Genomic DNA, 17,824 nt, shown 5'->3' on the forward strand with positions numbered 1-17,824 from the left:
TGGCTAAGAGGCATCTTTGATGCGAAATAAGGTGGTACCACGGGTCTTCCTCCGTCCTTATACGGATAGAAGACCTTTTGTTATTTTATTAGTTAACAGAGTACAGATATTTGATTTGAGTTATTAATTGCTAATTGTAATAAGCTGTCCTCTGTTCCCTATCCACTGGTAACTCAAAAACAAAAAGGAGGGATTTTAATGACAAATGTTTATGACATTTTGAAAGAAAGAGGTTTTATTGAGCAAGCCACTCATGAAGATGAAATAAGAGAACTTTTAGGAAAAGAATCTGTAACTTTTTATATTGGATTTGACCCTACAGCCGACAGCCTTCATGTAGGTCACTTTATTCAAGTAATGGTTATGATGCATATGCAAAGAGCAGGTCATAGGCCAATTGCTGTAATTGGTGGAGGTACTGCTTTAGTAGGCGATCCAACAGGTAAAACTGAAATGAGAAAAATGCTTACTAGAGAGCAAATTAATAAAAATGCTGAATCCTTTAAAAAACAGTTTTCAAAGTTTATCGATTTTGGAGAAGATAAAGCACTACTTTTAAACAATGCCGATTGGTTAACTAATTTAAATTATATAGATTTCTTAAGAGAAATCGGAAGACATTTCTCTGTAAATAGAATGCTTACAGCTGAATGCTTCAAAACCAGACTAGAAAGAGGCCTTTCATTCTTAGAGTTCAATTATATGCTAATGCAATCATACGACTTCTTAGAGCTTTATAGAAAATATAATTGCAAATTAGAACTTGGTGGTAGTGACCAATGGTCTAATATATTAGGTGGTGTCGACTTAGTAAGAAGAGTTGAAGGTGCTTCTGTATACGGTTTGACATTTAAACTGCTGACAACTAGCGAAGGTAAGAAAATGGGTAAAACAGAATCTGGAGCAGTATGGCTAGATCCTAATAAAACTTCACCTTATGACTTCTATCAATACTGGAGAAATATAGATGATAGAGATGTAGAAAAATGTCTTGCTCTATTAACTTTCTTACCAATGGATGAAGTAAGAAAATTGGGTTCTCTTGAAGGTGCAGAAATAAATAAAGCAAAAGAAGTTCTTGCATATGAAGTTACTAAACTAGTTCATGGTGAAGAAGAGGCTAAAAAAGCTGAAAAAGCAGCAAAGGCACTTTTCGGAGGAAAAGGCGATTTGGAAAATATGCCTACAACTGAAATTAGTAAAGATAAACTTATTGAAGGTATGGATATCTTAAGCTTATTAATTGAAACCGGTCTTACTTCTTCAAGAGGAGAAGGTAGAAGACTAATTAAGCAAGGTGGTATATATATAGAAAACGAAAGAGTTACAGATTCAGACCTTGTAATAAATGAAAGCAATTTTACAGATGATAAGTTAATTATTAGAAAGGGAAAAAAAGTATATCACATGGTTAAATTAGTGTAAAAGCCTCGCAAAATGCGAGGTTTTTTATACACTATTTAACCATTCTTCAACTGGTTTAATAACAGATTTGATACATCCATCTTCAAATGGATTTCTTAATAAGAAATGCTTTAAATAATCTCCACATTGATTTCTGCTAAAACATTACAGATTTTTTCCTCTGGCTTTTCATCTACAATAATTGCATCTATATCATAAATATCTGCAAATTTATATGTTCCATCAAAATAGAATTTCTTATTTTCCATGACTAAATATACCTTTTTACCCGATTGTATAATTGCTTTTTTTGTATTCCCATCTTCGATATAAAAAGTTGTAATACTCTTGTCAAAGGTATTTACACCACAACTACCTATAAAAGCCCTATCGACTTTATATTTAGCTATACTTTCTATAGCCGTTGAGCCTATAAATCCATTTAGCTCTTTGTTGAATACTCCTCCAATTCCTATTACTTCTACATAATCACTATTAGAAAAAGCGTTGATAATGTCTATCATATTTGTTATTACTGTAAGTCTTTTATTGCTATTTGCAATTCTTTCAGCTATTAATATATTTGTTGTTGATATATCAAGAAAAATTGTTTCTCTAGGCTTAATAATATCAAATGCTTTTTCAGCTATTTTTTTCTTTGCTTCTATATTGATATTTTTTCTATTAATGATATTACTATTTTGTGCAGCTATTCTCTTAAGTACAGCTCCACCATATGTTCTTTTAATTATCCCTTTCTTTTCTAAACTTTTAAGATCCTTTCTTATACAATCTTCAGTTACGTTAAATCTTTTACTTAACTCCTTAACAATAATTTTTCCATTTTGATTTAATAGCTTTATTATTTGATCTAATCTTTCTTCTGCAAACAAATAATCACACCTCCATCATCTTATTATCTATCCTGCTTGCAAAGACTCTTCATTTGGTATGAATTTATTGATAACATGAGTTATACTACTTTATTCAAATGATATTTATCTGCTTAAATATTCTTCTAAAACTCTTACAACAAACATATGATCTTCTTCTTGCTTTAAACCCGATACCGTTATACTACCCACTACTCCAATATTTTTAATAATAATTGGAAACGCACCTCCATAAGGAGAATAATCTTTGGAAGGAATATGATATTTTTCTTCAATTGTCTTCCCTTCCATCTTTAGTTTTGTGCCTATATATAATGAGCTCCTATAGAATCTATTAACTACATTATTTTTTCTTAAAATCCATTGATCGTTATCCGGCGAAGTTCCATCAAAAGAATAATGAAATAATTGATGTCCACTTTTTGTTATATCAATTGATATAGATTTCTTTTCTTTTTTTGCTTTCTCAATTAAAAGCAATCCAACTTCTAAAGCTATTTTACTATTAAATTCATTGAATTGTAGTGTTTCTTCTTGCTTTTTAATTTCCTTTAATACTCTTTCATAATCTTTCAAAATACTACCCCTCTCTAATATATTAATAACAAATATATAATAAACATTCAACTCTAATAAAATTCATACTTGAATTTTATTTTGTTTAATTATACAATAATATAAAACAATAAACAATAATACAAAACAATAATATTAAATTTTTGAAAGGAGGTAAGAATAGGTTGACAATATATGAAAGAATTGAATTGCTAAAAAAACAACTTTTTGAAAACAAAAGAGAGGTTTCCATTGAAAGAGCTTTATTATATACTGAAAGCTATAAGAAAACTGAAGGAGAACCAACGATTATACGTAGAGCAAAAGCTACAGCTCATATACTTGACAATGTAAAGATTTCCATAAGAGATGGCGAACTTATAGTCGGTAATAGAACAATAAAGCCTAGAAGTGGGATCATCTCTCCTGAAATGGATCCTTATTGGATTTACGATGAACTTGATATATTAGAAAGTAGGCCTCAGGATAAATTTTTCATATCACAAGAAGACAAAAAAATATATAGGGAAATCCTCTACCCTTACTGGAAAGGGAAATCCTTAAAAGATTTTATTAATGCTAAATTAACTCCTGAAGTGAAAGAACCAATAGAATTAAAAATTGTTAAACTAAATCAAACCGACAAGGGGCAAGGACATATTATTGCAAACTTTGAAAGTCTATTAAGTAAGGGACTTGGAAAAATTATTGATGAGACTTCATTACTGTTACAAAAACATCCAGATAATAATTTTTATAGAGCTGCCTTAATCGTTCTTGAGGCTTCCCAAAGACATATTTTAAGATATGCAAAATTAGCAGAATCTTATGCAGAAAAGGAATCAAATGAAGAAAGAAAGCGTGAGCTTTTAGAAATCGCAAGAATCTCAACAAAAATTTCTAAAGAAAAGCCTGAATCTTTCTATGAAGCTTGCCAATTATTATGGTATTTATGTGTTATTCTTCAATATGAATCTAATGCAAGTTCATTATCATTAGGTCGTTTTGACAAATATATGTACCCATTCTACAAACATGATATAGAAAGAGGTATATCTAAAGAAAAACTTAGAGAAATTCTATTATGTTTATGGATTAAAACAAATGATGTAGTTTTAATAAGAAGCAGTAATAGTGCTAAGTACTTTGCTGGTTTTCCTACCGGATATACAATAACCCTTGGTGGACTTACAGCTAATGGTCGCAGTGCAGTAAATGAATTATCTTTTCTTGTTTTGGACACATATCATGACATCCGATTGCCTCAGCCTAACATAGGTGTAAGAATAAATGAGTTTATAGAAAGACCTTTTTTAAATAAAACAGCTGAAACAATAAGACTTGGCACAGGAATACCTCAAGTATTTAATGACGAAGTAAACATTCCTGGATTTTTAAACAGAGGGGTTAGTTTAGAGGATGCTAGAGATTATTCTGTCGTCGGATGTGTTGAACTAACAATACCAGGTAAAACCTACGGTCTTCATGATATAGCTTTGTTTAACTTACTAAAACTTATGGAGATTACTCTAAAGGAAAATCGGTACAATGAAGATGTTACATTTGACCTTATAATAGATAAAATTAAAGAAAAAATAGATAAATATGTAAAACTAATGGTAACTGGTAGCAATATTGTTGACATTGGACATAGAGAATTTGCCCCTGTTCCGCTATTATCATGCTTTATTGATAGTTGTTTAGAAAAAGGAAAAGATATAACCTATGGTGGTGCAAAATATAATTTTTCTGGTGTACAGGGTATCGGTATAGCAAATTTAAGCGATTCACTATATGCTCTTAAAAAGATTGTTTTTGAAGAAAAAAGACTTTCCTTTAGCGAATTAATAAAAGCTCTGGAAAGCAACTTTGAAGGTGAAAAATACGAAAAATTAAGGGTTAGATTAATTAACAAGTACGATAAATATGGTAATGATAATGACGAAGTAGATAACATAGGTTCAGATATACTTAGATATTATTCAAAGACTGTTGAAAAATATAGAAATCCAAGAGACGGATTCTTTATCCCTGGCTGCTATACAGTTTCAGCCCATATTCCTCTTGGCGAAGCAGTTGGAGCAACTCCTGATGGTAGAAAAGAAAAAGAACAACTTGCTGATGGAGGTCTCTCCCCTATGGTTGGTAGAGATATACTTGGCCCTAGTGCTATATTAAAGAGTGTAAGCAAGCTTGACAACTACTTAACAACAAATGGTAGTCTTTTAAATATTAAATTCAACCCTAAATCACTCGAAAATAATGACGGTATCAACAAACTTTCTGATTTCCTTTTAGCATTTATGAAACTAAAAATACAACATGTGCAATTCAACGTTATTTCTGTTGATACACTAAGAAAAGCACAAATTAATCCAAATGATTATAAGGGCTTAGTAGTAAGGGTAGCAGGTTATAGTGCCTTCTTTACAGAGCTAAGCAAGGAAATCCAAGATGACATAATAAAAAGAACTGAACACAATTTATAGGAAGTGATTATTTGAAAGGATTAATATCAAATATTCAAAGATATTCCCTTCATGATGGTACAGGAATTAGAACAATTGTATTTTTTAAAGGTTGTCCACTTAGATGCCCATGGTGCTGCAATCCAGAATGTTTAAGCTTTAAAATTCAAAAAGTAAAAATAAATTCTAAGTGTATACATTGTAAACACTGTAGCTTTGATTTATATGAGTGCCCATCAGGAGCAATTACAGAGTTTGGTAAGTATATGACTATTCAAGAAATTCTAGATGAAATTATGAAAGATAATGTTTTTTACTATACTTCGAATGGTGGTGTAACTCTTTCTGGTGGTGAAGTTTTATCACAACCTAAATTTGTAAAACAACTACTGAAAGAACTAAAAAAATTAGGGATACACACCGCTATTGAAACTAGTGGTCAAGGCAAGACCGAAGACCTTATTGATTTTGCTAATTACTTAGATTTGATACTTTTTGATCTTAAAATAATGGATAAGAATAAATCTAAGCAGATATTGGGTGCAGACATTGATCTTATAAAAAACAATTTTAAAATCTTAGTTGAAATGGGAAAAAAAGTTATACCAAGAATTCCTCTAATACCCGGTTATACTTTAGATGATGAAAACATAGAAGAAATAATTAAATTTGTCAAAAAATTAGGTTTAAAAGAAATTCATATATTACCATTTCATCAATATGGAAGCAATAAGTATCAGCTTTTAAACAAGGAATATAAACTTAAAGATGTTCCTGTTCCATCAGATAAACTGATACAGAAAATAAAAAATAAAATGAAAAATGAATGTCTTAATGTTGTTGTTGGTGGTTAATATAAATTTTGATGAGGTGATTTAATGGAGAAAATCTTATTAACCGGTGGAAATGGTTTCTTTTGTTCAAGGTTTACTAAAAGATACAAGGATTCCTATGAAATATTATCTACAGATGTACCTGATTTAGACATCACAGATGAAAAAAAGATAATGGAAACATTTAAAGAATTCAATCCTGACTATGTTATTCATGCAGCCGCTATTGCAAGTACTGATTTTTGTAATAAAAATCCTGAGATAGCTTATAAGGTAAATGTAACTGGAGCTTTAAACGTTGCAAAAGCATGTAAAGAAACAAATGCAAAGATGATATTTATCAGTACAGAGCAAGTTTTTAATGGAAATCTTAAAAGTGGTCCATACACAGAAGAAGATATTCCACAACCTGATACAATGTACGGAAAAAACAAATTAGAAGCTGAAAACTTGCTAAAAGAAATATTAGATGACCTTTGGATTTTAAGATTTACTTGGTTATTTGGGCTTCCTGAAAGAAATTGTGGTATGTCTCCTAATATACTTTGGAATACTATATCGATTGCTCTAAAAGGTAAAAAAACAAAGGTTACTAGTAATGAATACCGAGGGTTAACTTATGTTAATGAACTCATAGATCAATTTTCAAAAATATTTAATATTCCTTATGGCACCTATCATGTAGGAAGTCAAAATAACTTAAATAGATATGAAATTTCTTGCTTAATACTAAAAGAACTTGGATTGGAAAATAGAATAGATGAATTACTTGAAAATGATACAGAAAAGTATAAGAATCATCATAGAGATATTCGTCTTTGCACAGATAAAATTGCTAAATATGGAATAAAGTTTTCTCACTCAAAGGAAGCAATAAAAAAATGTATAAAAGAATATAAATTCAAAATATAAAACTAAGGAGAGATATTTATGCTATATTTATTAGATACTGCAAACTTAGAGTCAATTAGAAAGGCTTATGACTTATATCCTATGAACGGTGTTACTACAAACCCTACAATTATTTCAAAAGAAAAAAGAAATTTTTTAGATATTCTAAAAGATATTAGAAAAATAATAGGCGTAGAGTCAATGTTACATGTACAAGTAATTAGTACAAATGCAGAAAAAATGGTTGAAGAAGCTGAATACTTGAACCAAGTAATAGGTGGGAATTTATATATTAAAATCCCTGTTATCCATGAAGGAATAAAAGCTATGAAAATCCTTAAAAACAAAGGAATAAAAATTACTGCTACAGCAATTTTTACAGCTCAACAGGCTCTAATGGCAGCAAAAGCTGGAGCGGAGTTTGTGGCACCTTATGTTAACAGAATTGATAATATTAGTGGTAATGGTATTGGTGTTGTAACGGAAATCCTTCAATTGTTTGAGCATTATAATTTAGATTCTAAGGTCTTAGCTGCTTCCTTTAAAAACGTTCAACAGGTACATCTAGTTTCTCTTGCTGGAGCACACTCTGTTACTGTAAATCCCGAAATATTAGATAAAATGCTTGAGCATCCCCTTACAGATTGGAGTGTTAACCAATTTATTAATGATTGGACTAAAGTATATGGAAAGGACACGTTAACAATTAATGTAAAATAGTTTATTTTAATGTATTAAAACTTTTATACTATTATGATATATACCTTTTAAATTAGTTGTATCAAACTATAGCTTAGACCTCTGTATACACAGAGGTCTAAGCTATTTTCCTTCCTATTTTAATTGATTATATGCATCTTCAATTATTCTCTGAGATTTTAAAGCATCTTTGAATTTAGCACTTATATCTGAACTGTTATTATCAAATATAAGGTTTGTAAAATTTATTAATGAAGCTGTATGACTGCTTTGAAAAAACCCTAATGAACTTCTTTTATCTGAATAATATTTCATAATTTTATCTGTGGTTGATACTGACTTAATTTCTGTTGAGTTACTTTCATATTTATATATCTCTATTTCATATGGATTAGTAAAATCTATTTTAATACTACCTTTAGTTCCAAAAATAGTATAATCATCTGTTTGTTTCCTTTCGGCAAAAATCCTCGAAACCTCTAAACTTCCAATGATACCATTTTTTAAATATAAATTACAATAAGCAATCTCATCTACTTCATTTCTATCTCTAAAATATATTCTGGTATTACAATCTACCCTTTCAATATCACCTAGCGTAAAATGAATTAAGTCAATGAGATGAATCCCTAAATCTAATAAAGCACCTCCACCTGAAGCTTTCAGTGTTCTCCATGTACCTTTTTTCTTCTCACTTAAATAACTTTTATGATATGTTCTTATTTTGAAATCTATTATATCTCCAATAGTATCTCTTTTTAACTCTCTTTTTAATAATCTTACAGCAGGCATAAATCTATACATTAGTGCTACAGAGTTCTTTATATTATTTTCTTCGACTAAATTGGTCATTTTTAATGCATCCTTATAATTTGATGCAAGAGGTTTTTCACAATAAATTGCCTTGCCAAATTTAACAGCTTTTTTAACTATTTCGTAATGAGAATCATTTGGAGTACAAATATCAATAAAATCGACACTTTCCTCTTTAAATACTTCCTCAATATCTAATACATTCTTGACCCCATTAAGTGGAATATCTACTGGTCTTCTAGTTACAATATGGCTTATATTTAATTTATATGGCAGTGAAAATCGCAAGTTGGCATCATAAACAGCTAATACATGATTCTTAGCTATACTTCCAAATCCTATAATTGCAAAGTTTATTGTTTTCATAAAAACTACTCCTCTTTTTATAGTTAGTCTTCCATATTTATCTTTGCATTATAGAAGAGTATTTTAAATTAAAATACTCTTCTATAGATAGAAATATTACTTATTATGTTTGTTCTTAATGTGAGCCTCAATTTTTTCTATAACCTTATCTGATTTCTTTACTAAGTCGCTTACTCCTACTCTAACTATTGTCTTACCGTTAAATCTTTCTGTTTCCTTTAATCCAATGTCTTTCGTTAAAATAACTACATCTGCATCTTTTATATCTTCCATTGTTAGCTTGTTCTCAATTCCTATAGAACCTTGAGTTTCAACCTTAATATCTATTCCTCTGGCCTTTGCAGCTCTCTCTAAAGCTTCAGCTGACATATAGGTATGGGCTACTCCCGATGGGCATGCTGTTACTGCAACTATTTTCATATTTCCGCCTCCATTCTAGATTAGCTTTGTTTGATTTTTAATTATATCTATATTTTAATAATATTTAATTTAAATAATATTTACTCAAAAGATAAATCAATTTCTTCTCCTATGTTTGATACATCAGATTTTTCATCAATTTTATCTTCAATAGGCTTCTTTAATAAGTTTACCATTATAGCTGTAACAACTGAACCTGTTAATATAGAAATAATATATTGAATTTTGCCAGTAACTGCAGGTAATACAATAAACCCTCCCCAAGCTACCATATTTTCTGCACCTAATATTGCAGCTAAAGCACTACCAGCTGCTGCACCAACCATTATAGATGGAATAACTTTTAATGGGTCTGCTGCTGCAAATGGAATAGCCCCTTCAGTAATACCAACAAGTCCCATTAATATTGATGCTTTACCAGCTTCTCTCTCTGATTCAGTATATTTATTTTTTGCTAAAAAAGTAGCAAGGCCCATTCCTATAGGTGGAACCGCAACACCTACTGCATTAATAGCAGCTATCTTATACAGACCTTGTGAAACAGCCATAATAGTAAATGCATATGCAACTTTATTTACTGGGCCACCCATGTCAAATGCATCCATCAGACCCATTATAATTGCTAATATAATAATACTTCCACTTTGTAAACCTTTTAACCATGCTGTTAATCCATCAGTTAAAGAAGCTATTGGTGCTCCTATAACCCATTGCATTAATCCAGCTGTAATAAATGTACCAACTATCGGTATGATAAATATAGGCATTACTGATCTAAATACTGCAGGAACTTTAATTTTCTTTAAGTAATATACAACTATTCCACCTAGTAAACCAGCTATTATTGCCCCGAAAAATCCAGCTCCCATTTCATTACCCACATATGCTGCTATAGCCGCAGGTGCAATCCCGGGTCTCTCTGAAATTGAATATGCTATAAAGCCTGCTAATATCGGTATCATTAACTGAAAACCTCTAACACCTATAAAGAACAAGTCATAGAGCCATGTTCCTTCTGGAGGTACAGCCCCTTGTCCATATAATGCTACAGATAATGCTAATAAAATCCCCCCAGCAACTACGAATGGTATCATGTATGAAACTCCTGTCATAAGATGCTGTCTTGTGTCCTTTAAAATTTCTTTTAAATCATTCATGTTTTTCCTCCTTCTATTTTATTAAATAATTAATAATGAAGCGTTTTCCTTTTCACTAATAGAATATAAATTAACAGATTTTATAAAGTTTAATGCTAATATGTTCAGATATATCTATGCTTTTTTATCCACCGGTGGTTTAAATATAACTATTTTTATTTAGAATTTACATTAACCTAACATTACAAGATTAATTATAATTATAAATTTACTTGGAATGATAAAATACTTAATATTTGGGCTATGATTTAATTCATCTTACAATTCCTTTAAATAATTTCTTTATTTCCTTTTTACCATTATCGATATTGGCTTATAAGTACTTTTATTGTTTTTTATTGTTCTGTCTGATTTAATATTACCATTTTTTTAAATTTATTTCTACTTAACAATGTTCAATTTTATTTCCACAATGATACGGAATATTCATAATATTTAATCAGTAGCAGTTTTCTCACAAGCACAAAAGCTTTGACTTTAAACAAATTAAGAAAGATTTTGATAAAATCTATTACGAAAATTATATTTTAAACTTTCCATAATTTAATTAAATAAATTTTATCTAAGGATATCTGAAAAATAACAAAATCGAGGTTAATACCCTCGATTTGTTATGTGCTAGATTTTATTATATCTATAAAATTTTTAGTTATCCTTGCCGTAATACCCCATATTATATAATCCTCATATTTATAAAAGTAAACAGGATATTTGCCTTTCCTCCAGTTATAATCTTTTCCATTTTGTATCAAATGATATGGAAAATCATCGTCTGTTCGTGGTTCTATATGAATATAATATTTAAGTGGTTCACTTTCTATAAAAAAGCTTAAAGGAACTGTAAAAATTTCTTCAACTTCGTCATAGTTAAAGTCTATACTATCAGTTTTTAAGTCTTTCAATAACCCAACAAATGGATATATAGATATATTAAATGGCGTCATTATATAATCTAACTCACCAATTATAGCAATATTTTCTTTACCTATATTTAATTCTTCAATAGTTTCTCTTACAGCTGCATCTTTATAGGTTTCACCGTTTTCTACCATTCCTCCGGGGAAAGAAATTTCACCAGGCTGTGTATCTAATTTTTTTGATCTCACCTCGTATAGTATATGCAATTCATCTTTGACCTTTATTAAAGGTAGTAAAACACTAAAATCTTTTTCTATTCCTAAAGCTCTACCTTTTCTATTACTTATTTTCTTTCGAATGTAATTTATATTCATATCACATCACCTTTAATCAATAATGTTACATTTAAAAAATTAAGGCGAAAAATTTCGCCTTTATCTTATCTCTCCATGTTCTTCTTTATTAGCAACATCCAATATTTTATTATTCTCATCAACAAAAACTACTTTTGGCTTTAGTTTTTCTGCCTCTTCTTTGTCAACCCAACAATATGCAATAATTATTACTTTATCTCCTGGCTGTACTAATCTAGCTGCTGCTCCATTTAGACATATTACTCCACTATTTCTTTCTCCTTTTATCACATATGTCTCAAGTCTTGCACCATTATTAATATTAACAACCTGTACACGTTCATTCTCAATAATACCAGCTGCATCCATCAAAGCCTCATCTATTGTAATACTTCCTACATAATTTAAATTGGCCTCTGTTACGGTTGCTCTGTGTATCTTACTTTTAAATAAGTTAAGCATCATTATTATTCTACCTCCACTAATATATTGTCTATTAATCTTGTTTTCCCAATTTTTACTGCTAATGCAATTAAAATATTACCTTTAAGTTTTTCTACTTCTCTAAAAGTATCATAGTCTATTATTTCAACATAATCAATATCTGCTAATGGCATTTCATTTATCATAGATTTTATACCTTCAATTAAAGTTTTTGCATTTCTTTCACCTTTATTAATCATATTCTGTGCCCAAAACAAACTTTTTGATAAAACTAAAGCCTGTTTTCTCTCTTCTTCTGATAAATATGTGTTTCTTGAACTTAGTGCTAATCCATCATGTTCTCTAACTATCGGGCATGATATTATTTTAACATCCATATTTAAATCTCTAACCATTTGCTTTATAACATATACTTGTTGGGCATCTTTTTGTCCAAAATATGCTTTATCAGGAGTTACAACATTAAATAACTTCATAACAATTGTAGTAACTCCTCTAAAATGTCCTGGTCTTGAAGCTCCACATAATTTATCTGTAACACCTAATACTTCAACAAAGGTATTATAGCCTTCTGGATACATTTCTTTAACTTCTGGTGCAAATATATAATCTACCCCGACACTTTCTGCTAGTTTACTATCTCTTTCAATATCTCTTGGATAAACTTCATAATCTTCTCCCTGTCCAAACTGTATAGGATTAACAAATATACTTACTACTACTACATCATTCTCTTCTTTTGCTCTTTTCATTAATGAAAGATGTCCATCATGTAAATAACCCATAGTAGGAACAAAGCCTATTGATTTTCCTTTAGCTTTTTCGTCTGCAATTATATTTTTCATTTGATCAATGCTTTTTATTATATCCATTATAGTGCTCCTTTCAATTTAGTCTTTAAGCTTGTCAACAACCTCTTGGCTCATTTTAAAAGTATGCTTAACTTCTGGAAATGTACCTTCGCAAACTTCTTTTATATATTCTTTAACACCATCTCTTATTTCTTTACCTAAATCTCTAAACTTTTTCACAAATTTAGGAGTAAAATCACTAAACATACCTAACATATCTTGTAATACTAAAACTTGGCCATCACAATACCTTCCAGCGCCTATTCCAATAGTTGGTATCGAAATTTTTTCCGTTATTATCTTAGCAAGTGGCTCTGGTACTGCCTCTAAAACTATAGCAAAAACTCCAGCTTTCTCTAATAAAATTGCATCTTCTATAATCTTCTTAGCATTTTCAATACTTTTTCCTTGAACCTTAAATCCTCCTAATACATTGACTGATTGAGGTGTAAGTCCCAAGTGTCCACATACTGGTATTTGTGCACTAACTAACGCTTTAACCTTATCAATTATATTTTCTCCACCTTCTAATTTAACAGCATGAGCTCCACCTTCCTTTATCAATCTGCCCGCATTTCTAATAGTATCCTCTATGCTGACATGATAAGATAAAAAAGGCATGTCGGCTATTATCAATGCTCTATTTACTCCTCTAGATACAGCTTTAGTATGGTGTATAATATCTTCAATAGTCACCTGCAAAGTATTTTCATATCCCAACATTACCATTCCCAAAGAATCTCCTACAAGTATACTATCTACTCCTACTTCATCTAAAAGTTTTGCTGTTGAGTAGTCATAAGCAGTAAGCATAGTAATTTTTCTTCCTTCAGCTTTAGCCTTTAAAAAACTAGCAGTTGTAAATTTTTCACTCATAATCTACACCTCTTTTAATATTTTTTTTAATTCCAAAATAGATTTATTGTTCTTATTTCCTTCAGTCAATTTAACAGTCTCATAACCTAAAATTTTATATAAATTTAGTAATTCTGGTGCAAAACCTTCTAAACTTTCAATATGTTTAACTATTGTACCAACATCTCCTCTTTTTATAGGACCAGTCAAAGCTTTTTTAGGCCCAAGTTTTCTTATATTTTCAATAGTTCCTTTAATTAATGGATATACAGCTTCTATTGCTAATTCTTCATCTACTCCCATAATTTCATAAAACTTTAAACCATAATCAATCAAGGTAACTAAATAATTCGATACTACACATGCTGAAGCATGATAAAGTCCTTTCAACTCTTCTGTTATTGTAAAGAACCTATTGCCGCATTTTTCCATCATATCCTCTAGTATATTTATTTTTTCTTTATCCCCTTCTACAGTAAATACTGTAGATTTTAGACTTATTAAAGCAGAATTTATATCTGCAAATGATTGTAATGGATGCAAGCTATATATATAAGCTCCTCTCTGTTTCAGTGAAAAAAGTTCTTTTGAAGATAATGCTCCGCTCATATGAACGAAAATCTGACCTTTTTTAATATCGTAATGTTTGGATATTTCATCAGCTACTTTTTTAATTACATCATCAAGAGTCGTTATAAATATCAATTGTGCTAAATCTAATAATTCTTGTAAATTTCTAAAAGCAACGCCTTTGACTTCTTTAGCTCCTTTTTGTGCAGATTCAAACTTTCTACTATAGTATCCTACAACATCAAAGTTATTATCTTTTAGATATTTTCCAAAAGCACACCCTACTTTCCCTGCCCCTATGAAGCCTATCTTCATTTATCCCCCTCCTTTGTATAAAAAAACCCCTCTTGTGGGCAAAAAGACACAAGAAGGGTATAAAACTCATACTCTTTTTTAAATTCTATCTTCCTGTCTCCGTCCACATAGGCTCAGAGCAGCTTATTTTGTTCTATTATTGTCAAATAAATTAACTAAACGGTATAGCTCCTTTTAAGGATACTATCCAAAAATAATTTTATCATACTAGAATATCTAATACAATCCAAACAATAGCAAAAATTACAATTGTATATTACATTTACTTAATAATTTTTCATATCTATCCCTCAACTGATAGCTATCAGAACAAAATCTTATCGCAAACACAATGTGCTGAATATGATATAATATATTTCAATAATTTTATAATTTTATGCTGTACAATTTTGTTTAATGTGTTATACTATTTATAGATTTAATCTCATTGGCTCTATGTAAATACATATAAATATAGGAGGACTGTAATTATGTTATACTTATTTGATAATAATGCTTTTAATAATATGATTATCAATCCAGCTAAAGAGGATTTAATTAAGCTAAGCAGAGATAAAGGAATAATTACAGAATTTAATAGTCTTTGCTTCATAACTAATGTAAGAAATAGAAGTGCTAAAAATACTTTTGTCGTAGATGAAATACCTTTAGGTGTAGATCAACAAGGAATTTCCAGAAAAGAAGCAGATATAATAGTTAATGAAGTGAATAATTATTTAATGCATAAAGAATTAATTAGATTAGATAGAAAAATGGGGCTTAATAGTAAATTTTCATTTAACTGTAGACTTTATATAACTAAGGAATATAGCAGAATTGCATATATGTGGAATAATTCTTTATTTGCTCCTAATGATATCAATAATCCTGACATGGTAAGTGTTTATGTTCCAGAATGGCCACAAAGAATTATATTAATATATCCAGAAGAAGGAGTAACTTATATATTAGGAACCGATTATTTTGGCGAAGCTAAAAAATCTTTCTTAAGAATGGCTATGTACAAGGTTAAAAAAATGGGTGGTTTAGGCCTTCATGCAGGCAGTAAAGTGCTAAGAGTAAAAGATAAAAATGGAATATTAAAAGATGTAGGATTTATTATGTTTGGATTAAGTGGTACTGGAAAAACAACTTTAACAATACATGACCACAATCTAAAAGGAGAAGAAAAAGCTATTATTAGACAAGATGATGTAATATTTATGGATAAAAATGGATACTGTACCGGAAGTGAAAATGGCTTCTTTATTAAGACTGAAGGTTTAAGTGAAAGCCAAGGAGTTTTATATAAAGCTGCAATAAGTCAAAATGCTATTTTTGAAAACGTTAAAGTTTATGAAAATGGCAAAGTTGACTTTTTTAATACTGAGCTAACTTCAAATGGAAGAGGCGTAGTACTTAGAGAAGAAATCGATAATACAGATAATAGTATTAATCTTGAAAAAGCTCATAAACTTATATTTATAACTAGAAGAAATGATATCATACCACCAGTTGCTAAATTAACTGTTTCTCAAGCAGCTACATTCTTTATGCTAGGAGAATCTATTGAAACTTCTGCTGGAGATCCTACTAAAGCAGGTCAGTCAAAAAGATGTGTTGGTACAAATCCTTTTATTATAGGACCTGAAGCAGAAGAAGGTCACAAGCTATATCAAATATTAAAACAAAATCCTGATATGGAATGCTACATCTTAAACACAGGAAGAGTTGGACAAAACAACAATTTTGGAGGCGAAAAAATTACTATAGAAGTTTCAACAACTATTATGCGTGAAATTGCAAGAAATACAATAGAATGGGTAACTGATAAAGACTGGGGTTATCTAGTACCAAAAGCAGTAAATGGTTTAGACATGGGTAAATATAATCCAAGAAAATATTATACAGAAATAGAATATAAGGCATTAGTAAATAAATTAAAAGAAGAAAGAGTTAAATGGCTATCAAGATTTGAAAATTTAGATATACAATTAGTAAATAGTATAGCATAAATGCGGCTAAAATAGCCGCATTTATTTTTGCATATGAAAATCTGGATTAGTTAACTTGAAAGTATTATTAAGTCCATCTGTAATAAAAACACGTTTGTCTTTAGTAATAAATATAGCTTCTACTCCATCTAAATTTTCTATTAGTCTTTTTCCTTCAGAAAGCCCTAAAGAAAAAGCAACAGTTGAAAGTGCATCTGCATCAATTGATTTATTTGTTATTATCGAAACACTTACCAATGAGTTTTCTACTGGATATCCTGTATAAGGATCTAATATATGGTGATATCTTTTTCCATTCTGCTCAAAATACCTCTCATATACACCTGACGTAACTACAGTCTTATCTATAACCTTAACTATCCCAATATAATCTCCTCTTTTAGTAAAAGGATTCTGAACTCCTATATTCCAAGGAGACCCATCAGGTTTACTACCTAAAGCAAAAATATTTCCTCCTAAATTTATAATAGCATGCTTTACATTTTCATTTATTAAAATATCAGCTACTTCATCAGCAGCATAACCTTTCGCAATTCCTCCAAGGTCTATTTTCATACCTTTTTCCATAAGTTTTACTTTTTTCTCTTTTTCATCTAATAGTATCTTTTTATAATCAATTAGTTTTATAGTATTATTTATTTCTTCTTCACTCGGCACTTTAGCCCTATCTGTGCCTATTCCCCATAATTCAACTAAAGGTCCTATAGTAATATCAAATTTCCCATTAGACAATTTAGAATAAAAAATCCCTCTTTTAATTACATCAAATACATCTTCAGAAACTTTGATATAATCATTTCCTGAGTTAATATTAACTTTATAAATATCACTATCTTTAATGTTTTTACTCATTTTGTTATCTATATCTTTAATCCTTTCAAATACCTTATCAAGTACAATTGGGTTAGCATCCTGATAAATATTCACTGTTACTATAGTCCCTAAAAGGAATTCTGTTCTTGTTAATGGTTTGTTTCTAATTTTTGTTGAGCATCCTACTAAACTCAAAAACAATGCAAGAATTAACAATAAACAAATAATTCTCTTAAATTTTCCCATTTTAATCCTCCAATTCATACTTCAAT

The 17,824-nt window shown here is 29.9% G+C and carries 17 protein-coding genes and 1 other annotated feature (1 of these 18 running past the window's edge); of the genes, 6 read left to right on the plus strand and 11 right to left on the minus strand.

What is annotated here, in order from left to right; all coding sequences use genetic code 11:
• Nucleotides 1–62: a binding site (T-box leader), on the plus strand (it extends 143 nt beyond the left edge of the window).
• 136 nt (nucleotides 63–198) lie between these two features.
• On the plus strand, nucleotides 199–1,425 hold the full coding sequence (gene tyrS, locus TR13x_RS06255) for a tyrosine--tRNA ligase (protein WP_054871055.1): 1,227 nt from the start codon (nucleotides 199–201) through the stop codon (nucleotides 1,423–1,425).
• A gap of 110 nt (nucleotides 1,426–1,535) precedes the next feature.
• On the opposite strand, the gene TR13x_RS06260 is transcribed toward tyrS, so the two are convergent.
• On the minus strand, nucleotides 1,536–2,297 hold the full coding sequence (locus tag TR13x_RS06260) for a DeoR/GlpR family DNA-binding transcription regulator (protein ID WP_054871056.1): 762 nt from the start codon (nucleotides 2,295–2,297) through the stop codon (nucleotides 1,536–1,538).
• Nucleotides 2,298–2,402: 105 nt separating this feature from the next.
• Entirely contained in the window at nucleotides 2,403–2,873 is a 471-nt protein-coding gene (locus tag TR13x_RS06265) for a heme-degrading domain-containing protein (RefSeq protein WP_054871057.1), read from the minus strand.
• Between the two features lie 164 nt (nucleotides 2,874–3,037).
• Here TR13x_RS06265 and TR13x_RS06270 point away from each other — a divergent pair, with 164 nt between their 5' ends.
• The 4 genes from TR13x_RS06270 to fsa are packed head-to-tail and all read left to right on the plus strand — an operon-like array spanning nucleotide 3,038 to nucleotide 7,764.
• On the plus strand, nucleotides 3,038–5,341 hold the full coding sequence (locus tag TR13x_RS06270) for a formate C-acetyltransferase (RefSeq protein WP_255351315.1): 2,304 nt from the start codon (nucleotides 3,038–3,040) through the stop codon (nucleotides 5,339–5,341).
• Between the two features lie 11 nt (nucleotides 5,342–5,352).
• A complete protein-coding gene (locus tag TR13x_RS06275) occupies nucleotides 5,353–6,174 on the plus strand; it encodes a [formate-C-acetyltransferase]-activating enzyme (protein ID WP_054871058.1) in 822 nt (273 codons plus the stop codon).
• Nucleotides 6,175–6,198: 24 nt separating this feature from the next.
• The gene (locus TR13x_RS06280; RefSeq protein ID WP_054871059.1) at nucleotides 6,199–7,065 is read left to right on the plus strand and encodes an NAD(P)-dependent oxidoreductase; all 867 of its coding nucleotides are present in this window, start codon (nucleotides 6,199–6,201) and stop codon (nucleotides 7,063–7,065) included.
• 18 nt (nucleotides 7,066–7,083) lie between these two features.
• Nucleotides 7,084–7,764 carry a fructose-6-phosphate aldolase gene (gene fsa, locus TR13x_RS06285; RefSeq protein WP_054871060.1) on the plus strand — a complete coding sequence of 227 codons (681 nt, stop codon included), beginning with the start codon at nucleotides 7,084–7,086 and terminating at the stop codon, nucleotides 7,762–7,764.
• A 114-nt stretch (nucleotides 7,765–7,878) separates the two neighbouring features.
• Here the strand turns inward: fsa and TR13x_RS06290 are convergent, their stop codons facing one another.
• From TR13x_RS06290 to TR13x_RS06325, 8 genes are all read right to left on the minus strand, one after another.
• A complete protein-coding gene (locus TR13x_RS06290) occupies nucleotides 7,879–8,922 on the minus strand; it encodes a Gfo/Idh/MocA family protein (protein ID WP_054871061.1) in 1,044 nt (347 codons plus the stop codon).
• 96 nt (nucleotides 8,923–9,018) lie between these two features.
• A complete protein-coding gene (locus tag TR13x_RS06295; protein ID WP_054871062.1) occupies nucleotides 9,019–9,342 on the minus strand; it encodes a PTS fructose-like transporter subunit IIB in 324 nt (107 codons plus the stop codon).
• A gap of 80 nt (nucleotides 9,343–9,422) precedes the next feature.
• Complete coding sequence (locus TR13x_RS06300; RefSeq protein ID WP_054871063.1) at nucleotides 9,423–10,499, minus strand: PTS fructose transporter subunit EIIC; 1,077 nt, start codon at nucleotides 10,497–10,499, stop codon at nucleotides 9,423–9,425.
• A gap of 611 nt (nucleotides 10,500–11,110) precedes the next feature.
• Nucleotides 11,111–11,731 (minus strand): CoA pyrophosphatase, encoded by a 621-nt coding sequence (locus TR13x_RS06305; RefSeq protein WP_054871064.1) that lies wholly within the window; start codon nucleotides 11,729–11,731, stop codon nucleotides 11,111–11,113.
• A 60-nt stretch (nucleotides 11,732–11,791) separates the two neighbouring features.
• Nucleotides 11,792–12,175, minus strand: a complete 384-nt coding sequence (gene panD, locus TR13x_RS06310) for an aspartate 1-decarboxylase (RefSeq protein WP_054871065.1) — start codon at nucleotides 12,173–12,175, stop codon at nucleotides 11,792–11,794.
• A gap of 2 nt (nucleotides 12,176–12,177) precedes the next feature.
• Nucleotides 12,178–13,026, minus strand: coding sequence for a pantoate--beta-alanine ligase (gene panC, locus TR13x_RS06315; protein ID WP_054871066.1), 849 nt, complete (start codon nucleotides 13,024–13,026; stop codon nucleotides 12,178–12,180).
• Between the two features lie 18 nt (nucleotides 13,027–13,044).
• The gene (gene panB, locus TR13x_RS06320) at nucleotides 13,045–13,881 is read right to left on the minus strand and encodes a 3-methyl-2-oxobutanoate hydroxymethyltransferase (protein WP_054871067.1); all 837 of its coding nucleotides are present in this window, start codon (nucleotides 13,879–13,881) and stop codon (nucleotides 13,045–13,047) included.
• A 3-nt stretch (nucleotides 13,882–13,884) separates the two neighbouring features.
• Nucleotides 13,885–14,745, minus strand: a complete 861-nt coding sequence (locus TR13x_RS06325) for a Rossmann-like and DUF2520 domain-containing protein (RefSeq protein ID WP_054871068.1) — start codon at nucleotides 14,743–14,745, stop codon at nucleotides 13,885–13,887.
• Between the two features lie 470 nt (nucleotides 14,746–15,215).
• Here TR13x_RS06325 and TR13x_RS06330 point away from each other — a divergent pair, with 470 nt between their 5' ends.
• Nucleotides 15,216–16,739 (plus strand): phosphoenolpyruvate carboxykinase (ATP), encoded by a 1,524-nt coding sequence (locus tag TR13x_RS06330; RefSeq protein WP_054871069.1) that lies wholly within the window; start codon nucleotides 15,216–15,218, stop codon nucleotides 16,737–16,739.
• A 21-nt stretch (nucleotides 16,740–16,760) separates the two neighbouring features.
• Here TR13x_RS06330 and TR13x_RS06335 read toward each other — a convergent pair whose 3' ends face one another.
• Nucleotides 16,761–17,798: an FAD:protein FMN transferase gene (locus TR13x_RS06335; RefSeq protein WP_054871070.1), complete on the minus strand. Its 1,038-nt coding sequence runs from the start codon at nucleotides 17,796–17,798 to the stop codon at nucleotides 16,761–16,763.
• Nucleotides 17,799–17,824 lie beyond the last annotated feature (26 nt).

Source organism: Caloranaerobacter sp. TR13 (genome assembly GCF_001316435.1).
Lineage (GTDB): Bacteria > Bacillota > Clostridia > Tissierellales > Thermohalobacteraceae > Caloranaerobacter.